The sequence below is a fragment of the Novosphingobium sp. HNCC26BN242 genome (assembly GCF_057180525.1).
This window is the reverse complement of the sequence record NZ_JBXUGM010000001.1, coordinates 1,482,714-1,496,979: the sequence shown is the minus strand read 5'-3', so window position 1 is coordinate 1,496,979 and position 14,266 is coordinate 1,482,714. Positions and strand designations below refer to the sequence as shown.

The window sequence follows — 14,266 nt, the reverse complement described above, 5'->3', positions numbered from 1 at the left end:
GCCAAGCCATGAGCGAAGCCAAGATTGGTGAAGCCGACCGCGCCTATTTTAACGGTGCAATCCGTAAGATCGAAACCGAAAGTTCGGTGCTCGTCAGCTCGTCCAAATACCTCAACCATGCCGGCTTGCGCACGCTGATCGCGCAGGAAATGCTGCGCCGCAACGGTCCGGATCTGCCCAACACCGCCTATATCCCCGAAGTGGCGCAGGCGCTGCATGATCTGGAAGACATGCACCGGATCATCGAGCTGTTCGAAATGGAAAAGGCCCGCCTGCCGCTATTCAAGCGCTGGCTCGAACGCCGCAGCCTTTCCAACTTCACGCTGGCCGAAACCGAACATTGCGCACCCGGCACACTGGGCGCGGCGATCTACAATTTCATGAAGAACTCGGGCTATCAGCTCGATCTGTTCTTTCAGGAAATCCAGGTGGTGAACGATTTCACCTATTACCTGCGCCAGACCGCGCTTTCGCATGATATTGAACACATGGTTTCCGGCTTTGGCCCGAACCATGGTGGCGAAGTGGCGCTGCTTTCGGCCAACATGCATGCCAAATCGCTGTACTTCCACCCGGAACTCAGCAACTTCTTCAGCCGCATCGCTTTTTATCTGAAAGCCAAGACGGTGATGAAGGACGGCCTGTTCTATCCCGAAGCCATGGTCGTCAATCTTGAGGCGGAATTCCTTGGCGCGCAGCAGGGCCGCAACTGGAAATATCCGCTGATGCTGGTCGATTGGCGCGAATATATCGACGTGCAGATCGATGATATCCGCCGCGAATTGAACATCACGCCGGTAATCGACAGCCGCTGGGATCTGACCAACCGCCTCTGCAACGAAGATGACCCGCACTATGGCGAACCGCTGATGGAAGCTGCCGAGTGATAGAATACGCGGTCTCCGCACAACCACCTGACTGAACTACCGGGCGGCAAAGCGCGTGTGCGTTTTGCCGCCCAAATGGCGTCACGGCGGGCAACGCCGGGCAGCCGACGAGGATCAAGACAACAACGGAGGGAGAGAGATGATGAAAGCACGGCATTTCCGCAAAGGGCTCTTGCGCGGCACAATTCTGGCTGCCGGGGCATTTGCTCTGACGGGCGCACTGGCAGGCGCTGCCCATGCCGAAGAACAGGCCCCTGACGATCAGAGTGCGACTGAACCGCAAGCCTCAACCGGGGCGGCGCAGTCCTCCATTCAGGAAATCATCGTCACCGCACAGCGCCGCGAGGAAAGCCTGCAGAAGGTGCCTGTGGCCGTGACGGCCATCGGATCGGAGCAGCTGGCCGCCCTGCGCGTTACCAGCGTGCGCAATCTGGCTGGCCTTGCCCCCAGCTTGCAGTTCAATACCCAAGGCCAGCAGTCCAACCCCACGATCATCATTCGCGGCGTGGCCTCGGGCACATCAAGCAACTCGGTCGACCCCAAGGTCGGCATGTATGTTGATGGCGTCTACATCGGCCGCGCGGTCGGCTCGCTGCTCGATTTCTCCGACATTCAGCGCGTCGAAGTGCTGCGCGGGCCGCAGGGCACGCTGTTTGGCCGCAATGCCACATCGGGCGCGATCAGCATCGTTACCGCCGCACCCAAGGGCGAATGGGGCGTGAAGGCGACCGGCTCCTACGGCAATTACAACGCCTGGCGCGGCAAGGTATCGCTCGATCTGCCACAGATTGGCCCATTCTCGATCCGCTTGTCCTATCTGCATGACCAGATCGATGGCGATGTGACCAATACCATGGGCGGCAAGGGCCTCAACATCGCCCTGCGCGCGCCGGAGTTTGGCACGCAGCGCTTTGTCAACAAGCTGGGCTATCGCAATGTCGATGGCGGCCAGGTGGCGGTGCGCGGCGAATTTGGCGCGCTGACTGCCGACTACCGCTTTGATTACACCGACACGCGATCATCGGCCCGCGCCATGCAAAGCCTTGGCGTGATCCCCGATGCCTCAGGCCAGTTGCTCGCCCCCATCGTGGCTTTGCAATCGTTCTTTGGCGGGACCACCAATGAAGGGCTGAACGGGCCGCTAAGCTCGGTTGCGGCTGCAACCAGCGAAGAGCATATCGTGACGCAAGGCCACAGCCTGACGCTCACGCTTGAAGCCAGTGACAACTTCACGATCAAGTCGATCAGCGCCTATCGCAAGTTCCGGCAAGACCCGACCATCTTCGATCTCGGCTCAGCCGGTGGCATGCGCTTCACGCTGCAGCAACTGGGCGTACTGCTAACCCCGGGCCTGACGCCGCAGCAGGTGCAAGCTGGCCTGTTCAACCCGGCCAACCTGCCCGGGCCCAATGACTATTTCTTCCCGCTGCTGTCGGCCCGCGCCACCAATCAGGAACAGTTCAGCCAGGAACTGCAGTTCCAGCTGTCCAACGACAATTATGATCTGACCGCAGGCCTGTTCTACTTCCACGAACGGTCACCGGGCACCGAAGTGCTGGGCATCCTGTCGCCCACGCCGAACGCCACGATCGTGCCCAGCCCGTTTGATGCGATCTTCGGCAGCGGCATTACCCGCACTGTCGGCATCAACGATTCGATGGCAGGCTATGCCCAGTTGACTTGGCACCTGTCCGACAATTTTGACATCACCGGCGGCTTGCGCGGCACGATTGATGATCGCGAACTGGACATCACGGCAATTTCCGGCGCGCAGGGCGGATCACTGGGCGTTGGCAAATACAAGCAGACCTACAAGAAGCTCACCTACACCGGCATCGCCACCTGGCGGCCAACCGAACAGACGATGCTCTTTGCCAAAGTCGCCACGGGGTATGTTTCGGGCGGCATTCTGAGCGGCATCCCCTATCGCCCGGAAAACATGACCAGCTATGAAGTGGGTGCCAAGACCCAGTTCCTTGACAACCGGGTGCGCCTGAACGTTGCGGCATACTACAATGATTACAATGATCTGCAGACCCAGAACTTCATCAACGGGCGGCAGTTCTTTGACAACGCGGGCAAGGCGAAGATCAAGGGCTTCGAAGCTGAACTCGATGTCGTGCCGGTGCGCGGCCTGAACCTTTCGGGCAGCATTTCCTACACCAACTTCGATTATGATACGTTCGTCCTGAACAACGAGGAAGTTGCCGCGTTTGCAAGGCCAACCTACTTCTCGAACTGGACCGGACGCGCGGCGGCAACCTACACCTCGCCTGATCTCACCAGCAATGGCGGGCATGTAACCGGCCTGCTCGAAGCGCGCTATCGCAGCCAGTACTTCCTCACCTCCACCCCCTTGCGCAATCTGGCCGGGCAAAACGTGCTGGAGGACCGCAACCGCCAGCCCGCGTTCTGGCTGGTCAATGGCCGGTTGGGGCTGGCCGACCTACCAGTGGGCGGAACGCGCGTGGCGATCTCTGCCTTTGGGGATAACCTGCTGAACGAACGCTTCATCAGCTTCGGCGCGCCAGTGCTGTTGTTTACGGGCACTTATGAACGTGGCCGCACTTATGGTGTGGAAGTGGGCTTCTCGTTCTGATGTGACCCGTAGTTCTGATGTGACACGGCCTTGCGCGATGGTTCAGCCCCATTGCGCAAGGCCGCCGTCCATTAAAACGCCGCAATCCCCGTAATCGCGCGACCCAGGATCAGCGCGTGGACATCGTGCGTGCCTTCATAGGTGTTCACCGTCTCAAGGTTCACCATGTGGCGGATCACCTGATATTCGCCTGAAATGCCGTTGCCGCCGTGCATGTCGCGCGCCATCCGCGCGATATCGAGCGCCTTGCCCACGTTGTTGCGCTTGACGATGGAGATCATTTCCGGCGCAAACTTGCCGGCGTCCATCAACCGGCCCACCTGCAGTGACGCGTGCAGGCCCAGCGTGATTTCGGTGACCATATCGGCCAGCTTCTTCTGGTAAAGCTGCGTGCCCGCCAGCGGCCGCCCGAACTGGTGCCGGTCCAGACCATACTGGCGCGCGGCGGCATAGCAGAACTCCGCTGCGCCCAACGCGCCCCACGAAATGCCATAACGCGCACGGTTAAGGCAGCCGAATGGCCCTTTCAGCCCCTGCACATTGGGCAGGAGCGCATCATCGCGCACGAACACATCGTCCATCACGATCATGCCGGTGATCGAAGCGCGCAAGGATACCTTGTTCTCGATCTTGGGCGCAGACAGGCCCTTCATGCCCTTTTCCAGCACGAAGCCGCGAATGCCCTGGCCATGCGCATCGCTCTTGGCCCAGACCACAAAGACATCGGCAATCGGCGCGTTGGAAATCCACGTCTTGGCGCCGTTGATGATATAGCCGCCATCGACCTTACGCGCGTGCGTCCGCATGCCGCCGGGGTCCGATCCAGCATCGGGCTCGGTCAGCCCGAAGCAGCCGATCCATTCGCCCGTGGCCAGCTTTGGCAGGTATTTGCGGCGCTGTTCCTCTGATCCAAACTCAAAGATCGGAAACATCACGAGGCTGGACTGCACGCTCATCATCGAACGGTAACCAGAATCTACCCGCTCCACCTCACGCGCGACAAGACCATAGGACACGTAGTTTGCGCCAGTGCAGCCATAGTCTTCGGGCAAGGTGACGCCCAGCAGCCCTTGCGCGCCCATCTCGCGGAAGATTTCGGGATCGGTATGTTCGTTGGCAAAGGCATCGATCACGCGCGGGGCCAGTCGGTCTTGCGCAAAGGCGCGCGCGGCATCGCGGATCATCCGCTCATCATCGCTGAGCAGGCTGTCGAGCCCCAGCGCGTCTTCCCAATCGAACGGAACCATACCGGCCATTTTTCTCTCCTCTGGCTTCTCTTTGGCACTACCCAACGGGTACATCAACTGCGCCGAAAAGGCATTTGTCAGCGCCCTGTCATGGGCTTAGTGCAGTGACGCTACGGAAGCGTGCAGGGAGAACAAGATGCCGACCATCCTGAAAGTGAACGGAACCCCGCGCGAGGTAAACGTTCCCGGCGAAAAGCCGCTGCTGTGGGTGCTGCGCGAAGATCTGGGCTATCTTGGCCCCAAGTTTGGATGCGGCGCGGGGCTGTGCGGGGCCTGCACGGTGCATCTGGATGGGCAGGCGATCCGGTCGTGCATCACGCCGATCAACTCGGTTGGCGATGGAGCCATCACCACCATCGAAGGCGTGGGTGCCAGCGATGTGGGCAAGCGCGTAAGCGCGGCGTGGACCGACCTTGACGTGCCGCAGTGTGGATATTGCCAAGCCGGCCAGATCATGAGCGCGGTGGCTCTGCTCGAAACCAACCCTGCGCCCAGCGATGCCGATATTGACAGCGCCATGGCGGGCAACTTGTGCCGTTGTGGCACCTATCACCGCATCCGTAATGCAATCAAACAGGCAGCAGGCCAAAAGACCGCAGGAGGCACCAATGCGCGCTGATACACCTATGCTCGCCACCGACCGCCGCCTTGTGCTCAAAGCCATGCTGGCCGCAGGCGGCACGCTGGCTTTCGATATCCAGATCGCCGCTGCGCAAAGCGCCAAGCCAAACGGCGCAGCCTCGGCCAGGATCAGTGCCTATGTCGCCATCGCGGCTGACAACACTGTTTCAATCACATCGAAGAACCCGGAAATCGGCCAGGGCGTGAAGGCCATGCTGCCGATGCTGATTGCTGAAGAGCTGGACGTGGCGTGGTCTTCGGTAAACGTCGAACAGGCCGTGTCTGACCAGTCGCGCTTTGGCATGCAGATGGCCGGCGGATCGATGTCTACCCCGATGAACTGGATACCGATGCGGCAGGCCGGGGCCACTGCGCGCGCGATGATCGTGGCAGCAGCGGCCAAGCAGTGGGGCGTGCCCGCAGCGCAAATCACCACCAAAGCAGGCGAAGTAATCCACGCAGCGTCCAATCGCCGCGCGCCCTATGCGGCGCTGGCCGCTGCTGCGGCCAAGGAAGCCGTGCCCGATGCCGCCACGCTGGCGCTGAAAGACCCAGCCACTTTCACGATCATCGGCAAGCCGGTGCCCGGCCCCGATACGCCCGCGATTGTCGCCGGAAAGCCGCTGTTCGGCGTTGATACCGTGCTGCCCGGCATGGTCCACGCCGCCTTGCTGACCGCGTCAGTGCGCGGAGCCACGCTGAAAAGCCATGATGCGGCCAAGGCGCTGGCCATGCCCGGCGTGCGCAAGGTCGTGGTCCTGCGCCAGCTTGGCCATGATGATGCGCCGGTCGATGCGCTGGCCGTGGTCGCCGACAGTTGGTGGACCGCCAGTGAAGCACGCAAGGTGCTGGTGGCGCAATGGGACAATGGCGGGCGCGAGAAGCATTCCGATGCCGCATTCGCCGCATCGGCCAAGGCCGCGTTCGCAGCCAAGCCGGTCACCTCTGTCCGCAAGGAAGGCGATGTTGCTGCGGCGCTGGCCAAGGCGGCAAAGGTCGTGTCGGCCGAATATAGCTACCCCTTCCTGTCCCACGCCACGCTTGAACCGCAGAACTGCACCGCGCAGTTCAAGGACGGCAAGCTGGAACTGTGGGCCCCCAGCCAGATGCCGAATGAGGGTCAAGAACTGGTTGCCAAAGCGTTTGGACTGTCAGCCGATGCGGTAACGGTGAACCTCACCCGCATCGGCGGCGGCTTCGGGCGTCGGTTGCAAAGCGATTTCATGATCTTTGCAGGGGCCATTGCGCGCGAAGTGCCAGGTGTTCCTGTAAAGTTGATCCTTGAGCGTGAAGAAGATTTCCGCATGGACTTCTTCCGCCCGGGCGGATTCCACAAACTGGACGCCGCGCTTGATGCCAATGGCAAGCTGACGGCGTTTCGCACACACCTCGTCACCTTCGGGGCCAAGGGTGAACCCGGGCGTGGCGGGGAATTGCCTGCCGATATGGTGCCCGCCAATCTGGTGCCCAATGCCGATCTTGGGATGACAGTGCTGGACAGCAACATCCCGCTGGGCTGGCTGCGCGCACCGGGATCAAACGCGCTGGCCTTTGCCAGCCAAGCCTTCATGGATGAAGTGGCGGCTGCGGCGGGCAAGCCCTTGCCGATGTTCATGCTCGATGTCTTGGGCGAATCCCGCCTCGTCACCCCGCCGAAAATCCCCGGCGTGCCCGATATCTGGCAGCCGCCCGCGTTCCACACAGGCCGCGCGGCCTCTGTCATCCGCGAGGCGATGAAGATTTCAGGCTGGCAAGGTGCAACTGCAAAGGGCCGCGGCTTTGGCTTCTACTTCAGCCATCTGGGCTACTTCGCGGTCGTGGCCGATTGCACGCAAGAAGGTGGCGCGATCAAGGTTACCAAGATGTGGGTGGCTGGCGATATCGGCAGCACGATCATCAACCCGCTCAATGCCGAGCAACAAGTGCGCGGCGCGATGATCGAAGGCATCAGCCACGTGATCGGCGGGTTGCAAGTGCCAATTGCGGGCGGGCAGGTGCAAGTGGCAAACTTCGATGCCTATCCCCTGCCCAGAATCGATGTTGTGCCGCCCATCGAAATTTCGATGGTGCGCAGCGATTTCCCGCCCACCGGGCTTGGCGAACCGGCCCTGCCGCCTGCCGTGGCGGCGGTGGCCAATGCCATCAGCAGCCTGACCGGCAAACGCGTAAGGTCCCTGCCCTACACGGCCTGAAAGCATAAACCGGGGCGCACCAACGCCCCGGCAATCGCCTTGGCGCAAAATTCGTTAGCGCTACCTTGACCGATGCAGCCAACCTTCTAATACCAGTGCCGCGCATGCAGAGAACTGCAGCATCGAAATCTGCTCTTGCCCGCATCGCGTGGCAAAGCGCAGCTTGCTTGGGAGAAGCGGAACAAATGTTCGAAGCAAGTGCCGTAGACAGGCGCGGAGCCATGGCACGCATGGCCATGCTGCTGGGCGCAACAACCCTGCCGTTTGAAGCCTTTGCCGCCACCGGCGTGCCTGCCAAAGGCCACTTCGGGACCGACATGTTCGCCCTGCTTTCCGCCGTGGCCGATACCATGATCCCCAAAACCGACACGCTCGGCGCGCTGGATGCCAAAGTGCCCGCACGGCTCAATCTGATGCTGGCCAACTGGGCATCTCCTGCCACGCGCGATGCGTTGGGCGGGGCCTTGCTGCGGATCGCAGCGTCAGCCACCGGTGAAGCGGGCAAGCCGTTCGCCAAGCTGAATGCAAAGGACCGCGCCGTCGCGCTGCGCTCTTACGATGCCAAGGCGCTGGTCCGCTCGCCACTGCCGCCGGGCACGATTGACCAGCCCTATGGATCGCGCCGGACCTTTGCCGATCCCGACTACTGGCGGCTCAAGCAGCTGATCATCGATCTGTACTATTTCAGCCCGGAAGCCACAGCGACCGAGCTGGTCTATGAACATGTGCCCGGCAGATACGAACCTTCGATCAAGCTGACCCCGCAATCGCGCCCGTTCCTCTGATCCGGCCCTGCTGAACGCGAGTACATTTCCATGTTTGATGCTATCGTTATCGGTTCGGGGATGAGCGGCGGCATTTCCGCCAAGGAGCTGTGCGAACGCGGCCTCAAAGTGCTGCTGCTTGAACGTGGGCGCAAGGTGGAGCACATCACCGATTACAACGACACGCAGCAGCCTTGGGAATTGCCCAACGACAACCGCATTCCCGAAGAAGAACTTGCTGCCGATTATCCTGTGCAGCGCCAATGCTATGCGGTGAATGCGGCGACCAAGCAGTTCTGGGTAAAGGACAGCGAACACCCTTATACCACCGAAGAGGGCAAGCCCTTTTCCTGGATTCGCGGCTATCACCTTGGTGGGCGTTCGATCATGTGGGGGCGGCAGGCCTATCGTCTGTCCGAAATGGATTTTGAGGCCAACGCCAAGGATGGCCACGGCGCAGACTGGCCAATCCGCTATGCCGATATCGAACCTTGGTATTCGCACGTTGAAAAGTTCATCGGCGTGGCCGGCAGCAAGGATGGCCTGCCGCAATTGCCCGATGGAGAGTTTCTGCCAGCGTGGGAAATGAATGACGGCGAAAAGCTGTTCAAGGCCACGATCGAAAACCGCTTTCCGGGGCGCAAGGTCATCATCGGACGCAATGCCAACCTCTCGCAAGCGCAGCCGCACCATGAAGAGCTGGGCCGCACCAGTTGCCAGAACCGGTCGATCTGCGAGCGCGGCTGCAGCTTTGGCGCAAACCACTCCAGCCTGTCGTCGTCGCTCCCGGCGGCAGAGCGCACCGGGAACCTGACCACGATCACCGATGCCATCGTACATTCGCTGGTGCAGGACCCCAAGACCGGACGCATCACGCAAGTGCGCGTGATTGATGCCAAGACGATGGAGGGCCGCACATATGAGGCCAAAGTGTTCTTCCTGAACGCCTCTACCTTTGGCACCGCGCAAATCCTGCTCAATTCCCGGTCAGAAGCCAATCCGCGCGGGCTTTGCAACAAATCCGATCAGGTGGGCCGCAACATTATGGACCATCTCTATGGTCTGGCCACGATGGGGATCATGCCGGGGTATCCTGAGGATAGCTACTATCGCGGCCGCCGCCCCACCGGCATCTACGTGCCGCGCTATCGCAATTTCAGCGAAGAGGCCGATGGCTTCGTGCGCGGCTATGGCTACCAGGGCGGGGTATCGCGGCAAGGCGGCAAACCCGGTGCCGATGTGCCGGGCATCGGGCAGGATATCAAGGATCGCGGGCGCAAGTTCGGCCCGTGGATGGCCACGCTGTTCGGTTTTGGCGAAATGCTGCCCAATCCCGATAACCGCACCACATTGCACCCCACGCGCAAGGACAAGTGGGGCATTCCGCTGCTCCATATGGATGTGGCCCACGGCAAGAACGAGATGGCGATGGCCAAGCAGATCCTTGCCGATGGCCGCGCCATGATCGAAGGCGCAGGTGGCAAGGTCATCGCGCAATCGGGCGGTCCTGCTCCGGCCGGACTTGGCATTCACGAAATGGGCACCGCGCGCATGGGGCGCGATCCGATGACATCGGTGTTCAACGGCTATAATCAGGCGCACGAAGCGCCAAACCTGTTCTGCACTGATGGCGCAATCATGGCCTCTTCAGCCTGCCAGAACCCATCGCTCACGTATATGGCGCTGTCTGCCCGCGCGGCCCATCATGCGGCGCTGTGGCTGAAGGAAGGAAAACTGTGATGCACGCAAAACTTCTTGCACGGGTTCTGGCATCGGCTGCGCTGGCCACTGCAGCGCCTGCCATCGCAGCAGGTCCGGTCACCGATTGCCCAAACCGCGATGTACCGTTTTCGGCTTCGGCCCCGTTGATCGATGTGATGATGAGCGAGCGGGCAAAGGCGGTGCTGGAACAGACCATGCCAGGAGAATTGGCCAAGATCCCGCTGTTCTTCAGCAACACGCAAATCCCGACGTTTTCAGCCATCGTTTCGCTGGAAGGGATCGGTTCGTACCTTGGCCTGAAGGCCGATTCCATTGCCGCCGCTGATGCCGCCTTGCGCGCCCTGCCAGTGACCGAGGCCGAAAAGGCCGCGCGTTGCGCCCGGTTTGACAATGATGTGCCCGCCTTTGCTCCGATGAAGGGCAAGGTCAAAGTGCTGGTCTTCGAAAAAATCAACGGTTTCAAGGATACGCCCTCGGTCAACGCGGCGCATGAAACGCTCACCGCCATGGCTGCGCGCAAAGGCTGGGCCGTACAGTTCACCGACAAGGGCGGCGCGTTCAATCCGCAAACGCTCAAAGCGTTCAACGTGGTCGTGTGGAACAACAATTCGGGCGAAGTGCTGACCCTGTCCCAACGCGCCGCGTTCAAGGGCTGGCTCGAAGCGGGCGGGGCCTATGTTGGCATCCACGGCGCAGCGGGCGATCCTACCTATTTCTGGGACTGGTATCCCGATACGCTGATCGGCGGGCGCTTTGCCGGGCACCCGCGTGATCCGCAGTTTCAGGAAGCACGCGTAGAGGTCGTCACCGCGCATCCGCTGGCCAAGGGGCTGCCCGCCGAATGGCGGATGACTGAGGAATGGTATTCGTTCAAATCCAACCCGCGCCTTGCCGGGGCAACGCCAGTGCTGCTGCTGGATGAAAGCACTTATCGCCCCGATGATCCGCAAGCGCCGGGGCTGGTCATGGGCAAGGACCATCCGCTGGCGTGGACGAACTGCATCGGCAAGGGCCGCGTGTTCTATTCCGCCATCGGCCACCGGCCCGAAGTTTACAGTGATTCCAATCATATGCGTCTTCTGGAAAATGCCATCATCTGGGCGGCGACTGATCGGAAGGCTTGCCCGGCAAAAAGCTGATAAAGCCACGCTTTAGGGCAGTGCAAAAATTAGCATAGTCATTGCTCCCATATGGGAACTTCGCAGCGTGCAGCCTGGCTTCATCTGGATGCCATCAGGCTGCAACAGCGAAGTTCCCCGATCATGACCACTTATCCCGACCGCAAGACCCTCACCCACCTTGAACGCCTTGAATCCGAGGCGATCCACATCATGCGCGAAGTGGTGGCCGAGGCGACCAACCCGGTGATGATGTATTCAGTGGGCAAGGACAGCGCAGTGATGCTGCATCTGGCGCGCAAGGCGTTCTACCCTTCGCCCCCGCCATTTCCGCTGCTGCACGTGGACACCACGTGGAAGTTTCAGGAGATGTACAAACTGCGCAACCAGATGGCGCAGGACAGCGGCATGGAACTGCTGGTCTATCAAAATCCCGAAGCCACCGAAAAGGGCATCAACCCGTTCGATCACGGCGCGCTACACACCGATATGTGGAAGACCGAAGGGCTGAAGCAGGCGCTCGACAAATATGGCTTTGACGCAGCCTTTGGTGGCGCCCGGCGTGATGAAGAAAAGAGCCGCGCCAAGGAGCGTATCTTTTCGTTCCGCACCGCCAGCCACGGCTGGGACCCGAAGAACCAGCGCCCCGAACTGTGGAACCTCTATAACGCCCGCAAGAATTCCCGTGCTGGTGGGGGGGGCGAAAGCATCCGCGTGTTCCCGATCAGCAACTGGACCGAACTGGACATCTGGCAGTACATCCACCTGAACGACGTGCCGATTGTGCCGCTCTATTTCGCGGATGAGCGCCCGACCTATGAATGGGAAGGCCAGCTGTTCATGGCCGACGATATTCCGCGTCTGGAGAAGGTGCTGGGCTACCGTCCCGAAATCACCATGAAGTCCGTCCGCTTCCGCACGCTGGGCTGCTTCCCGCTGACCGGCGCGGTGGAAAGCACCGCCAAGACTTTGCCCGAAGTCATTCAGGAAACCCTGCTCACCACTACCAGCGAACGCCAGGGCCGCGTGATTGACAAGGACGCAGGCGGCGCGGGCATGGAAGTGAAGAAGCAGCAGGGGTATTTTTGACCCGCATGCTTGAGCCGCGTCCCCGCGAAGGCGGGGACCTCGTGCCGCAAAGCTATACTTAACCGGCCTGAGGCCCCCGCCTTCGCGGGGGAGCAGGGAGGAACCAGACGATGAACGACCAGACCGACGTGATCTACAAGACCGAAGCCCTCATCGCCGAAGATATCGACGCCTATCTTGACCAGCATCAGCACAAGACCATGCTGCGCTTCATCACCTGCGGGTCGGTGGACGATGGCAAGTCTACGCTGATCGGCCGCCTGCTCTATGATTCGAAGATGATCTTCGAAGATCAGCTGACCGCGCTGGAAAACGACAGCAAGAAGGTGGGCACGCAGGGGCAGGAGATCGACTTCGCGCTGCTGGTCGATGGCCTTGCGGCAGAGCGCGAACAGGGCATTACCATTGATGTCGCCTATCGCTTCTTCAACACCGAAAAGCGCAAGTTCATCGTGGCCGATTGCCCGGGGCATGAACAGTACACCCGCAACATGATTACCGGCGCATCAACCGCCGATCTGGCCGTGATCCTGATCGATGCGCGCAAGGGCGTGCTGGTGCAGACGCGGCGGCATTCGTATCTGTGCCACCTGATTGGCATCAAGAACATCGTGCTGGCGGTGAACAAGATGGATCTGGTCGATTACGACCAGGCCACCTTCGATGCCATCGTCAAGGATTATGCCGAGTTCGCCCGCTCCATCGGGATCGAAAGCTTCACTGCCCTGCCAATTTCCGGCTTCAAGGGTGACAACATCACCACCCGTTCGCCCAATACGCCGTGGTATAAGGGCCCCACGCTGGTCGAGCATTTGGAGACGGTGGAAGTCCTGTCATCGATTGATGCAGACAAACCGTTCCGCATGCCGGTGCAATGGGTCAATCGCCCCAACCTCGATTTCCGGGGCTTTTCGGGCCTGATTGCCACCGGCAGCGTAAAGCCCGGCGATGAAGTGCGCGTTCTGCCTTCGGGCAAGACCAGCACGGTCACCCGCGTGGTTACGCTTGATGGCGATCTGGATCAGGCGGTGGCGGGCCAATCGGTTACGCTGTGTCTGGCTGATGAGGTTGATTGTTCGCGTGGCGATGTGATTTCGCTGGCCGACAATCCCCCGCAGGCCGCCGATCAATTTGAAACCACACTGGTGTGGCTGAACGATGAATCGATGATCCCCGGCCGCGCCTATTGGCTGAAGCTGGCGACGCAAACCGTATCGGTCACCGTGCAACAGCCGAAATATGTCGTGAACGTCAATACGATGGAGCAGCTTGCCGCCAAGACGCTGGAACTCAACGCCATCGGCGTGGCCGAAATTTCTACCGACAGGCCGATTGTGTTTGAAGCCTATGCTGACAGCCGCACGCTGGGCGGGTTCGTGCTGATCGACAAGATGAGCAATGCGACCGTTGCCGCCGGTATGCTGAACTTCAGCCTGCGCCGTGCGCAGAATGTGCATTGGCAGGCGCTGGACATCAGCCGCGATGCCCATGCTGCGCTGAAGCAGCAGAAGCCCAAAGTCCTGTGGTTCACCGGCCTTTCGGGATCGGGCAAATCGACCATCGCCAACATGGTGGAAAAGCGCCTGCATGCGCTGGGCAAGCACACATTCCTGCTGGACGGCGACAATGTGCGCCACGGCCTGAACAAGGATCTGGGCTTTACCGAGGCGGACCGGATCGAAAACATCCGCCGTGTGGGCGAAGTGGCGCGGCTGATGACCGACGCGGGCCTGATCGTGCTGACCGCCTTCATCAGCCCGTTCCGCGCCGAGCGCGAGATGGTGCGCGGGTTGATGGCCGAAGGAGAGTTTGTCGAAGTGTTCGTCGATACCCCGCTGGATGTAGCCGAAGCGCGCGATGTGAAGGGCCTGTATAAGAAGGCACGTTCGGGCCAGCTCAAGAACTTCACCGGGATCGACAGCCCCTATGAAGCGCCGGAAAACCCCGATTTCCGCATCGACACCACCGCCGAAACACCCGAAGCCGCCGCAGAACGCATCGTCAAGGCCCTGCTCTCGTGAGCGCGG

At 60.8% G+C, this 14,266-nt stretch carries 10 protein-coding genes; 9 read left to right on the top strand and 1 reads right to left on the bottom strand.

The window, feature by feature from the left end; genetic code table 11:
* Positions 1-8: 8 nt before the first annotated feature.
* The gene (locus AC2A1F_RS06865) at positions 9-887 is read left to right on the top strand and encodes a Coq4 family protein (RefSeq protein ID WP_484207987.1); all 879 of its coding nucleotides are present in this window, start codon (positions 9-11) and stop codon (positions 885-887) included.
* Between the two features lie 142 nt (positions 888-1,029).
* A complete protein-coding gene (locus tag AC2A1F_RS06860) occupies positions 1,030-3,486 on the top strand; it encodes a TonB-dependent receptor (protein WP_484207986.1) in 2,457 nt (818 codons plus the stop codon).
* 71 nt (positions 3,487-3,557) lie between these two features.
* Here AC2A1F_RS06860 and AC2A1F_RS06855 read toward each other — a convergent pair whose 3' ends face one another.
* Positions 3,558-4,742 carry an acyl-CoA dehydrogenase gene (locus AC2A1F_RS06855; RefSeq protein WP_484207985.1) on the bottom strand — a complete coding sequence of 395 codons (1,185 nt, stop codon included), beginning with the start codon at positions 4,740-4,742 and terminating at the stop codon, positions 3,558-3,560.
* A 127-nt stretch (positions 4,743-4,869) separates the two neighbouring features.
* Between AC2A1F_RS06855 and AC2A1F_RS06850 the strand changes: the two genes are divergently transcribed.
* The 7 genes from AC2A1F_RS06850 to cysN all read left to right on the top strand — a co-directional run bounded on the left by AC2A1F_RS06850 (position 4,870) and on the right by cysN (position 14,260).
* Positions 4,870-5,352, top strand: coding sequence for a (2Fe-2S)-binding protein (locus tag AC2A1F_RS06850; RefSeq protein WP_484207984.1), 483 nt, complete (start codon positions 4,870-4,872; stop codon positions 5,350-5,352).
* Positions 5,342-7,546, top strand: a complete 2,205-nt coding sequence (locus AC2A1F_RS06845) for a xanthine dehydrogenase family protein molybdopterin-binding subunit (RefSeq protein WP_484207983.1) — start codon at positions 5,342-5,344, stop codon at positions 7,544-7,546. The genes AC2A1F_RS06850 and AC2A1F_RS06845 overlap by 11 nt, the downstream gene beginning before the upstream one ends.
* 185 nt (positions 7,547-7,731) lie before the next feature.
* Positions 7,732-8,331, top strand: coding sequence for a gluconate 2-dehydrogenase subunit 3 family protein (locus AC2A1F_RS06840; RefSeq protein WP_484207982.1), 600 nt, complete (start codon positions 7,732-7,734; stop codon positions 8,329-8,331).
* 30 nt (positions 8,332-8,361) lie between these two features.
* Entirely contained in the window at positions 8,362-10,050 is a 1,689-nt protein-coding gene (locus AC2A1F_RS06835; protein ID WP_484207981.1) for a GMC oxidoreductase, read from the top strand.
* On the top strand, positions 10,050-11,171 hold the full coding sequence (locus AC2A1F_RS06830) for a ThuA domain-containing protein (protein WP_484207980.1): 1,122 nt from the start codon (positions 10,050-10,052) through the stop codon (positions 11,169-11,171). The genes AC2A1F_RS06835 and AC2A1F_RS06830 overlap by 1 nt, the downstream gene beginning before the upstream one ends.
* Positions 11,172-11,294: 123 nt before the next feature.
* Positions 11,295-12,239, top strand: a complete 945-nt coding sequence (cysD, locus tag AC2A1F_RS06825) for a sulfate adenylyltransferase subunit CysD (protein WP_484207979.1) — start codon at positions 11,295-11,297, stop codon at positions 12,237-12,239.
* Between the two features lie 110 nt (positions 12,240-12,349).
* A complete protein-coding gene (cysN, locus tag AC2A1F_RS06820; RefSeq protein ID WP_484207978.1) occupies positions 12,350-14,260 on the top strand; it encodes a sulfate adenylyltransferase subunit CysN in 1,911 nt (636 codons plus the stop codon).
* The last annotated feature ends 6 nt before the right edge of the window (positions 14,261-14,266 follow it).

Excerpts from the sequence above, each read along its gene's own strand:
- AC2A1F_RS06830 (WP_484207980.1), top strand. The coding sequence starts at position 10,050 with ATGCACGCAAAACTTCTTGCACGGGTTCTGGCATCGGCTGCGCTGGCC.
- cysD (WP_484207979.1), top strand. The coding sequence starts at position 11,295 with ATGACCACTTATCCCGACCGCAAGACCCTCACCCACCTTGAACGCCTT.
- AC2A1F_RS06865 (WP_484207987.1), top strand. The coding sequence starts at position 9 with ATGAGCGAAGCCAAGATTGGTGAAGCCGACCGCGCCTATTTTAACGGT.
- AC2A1F_RS06860 (WP_484207986.1), top strand. The coding sequence starts at position 1,030 with ATGAAAGCACGGCATTTCCGCAAAGGGCTCTTGCGCGGCACAATTCTG.
- AC2A1F_RS06845 (WP_484207983.1), top strand. The coding sequence starts at position 5,342 with ATGCGCGCTGATACACCTATGCTCGCCACCGACCGCCGCCTTGTGCTC.
- cysN (WP_484207978.1), top strand. The coding sequence starts at position 12,350 with ATGAACGACCAGACCGACGTGATCTACAAGACCGAAGCCCTCATCGCC.
- AC2A1F_RS06850 (WP_484207984.1), top strand. The coding sequence starts at position 4,870 with ATGCCGACCATCCTGAAAGTGAACGGAACCCCGCGCGAGGTAAACGTT.
- AC2A1F_RS06835 (WP_484207981.1), top strand. The coding sequence starts at position 8,362 with ATGTTTGATGCTATCGTTATCGGTTCGGGGATGAGCGGCGGCATTTCC.
- AC2A1F_RS06840 (WP_484207982.1), top strand. The coding sequence starts at position 7,732 with ATGTTCGAAGCAAGTGCCGTAGACAGGCGCGGAGCCATGGCACGCATG.
- AC2A1F_RS06855 (WP_484207985.1), bottom strand. The coding sequence starts at position 4,742 with ATGGCCGGTATGGTTCCGTTCGATTGGGAAGACGCGCTGGGGCTCGAC.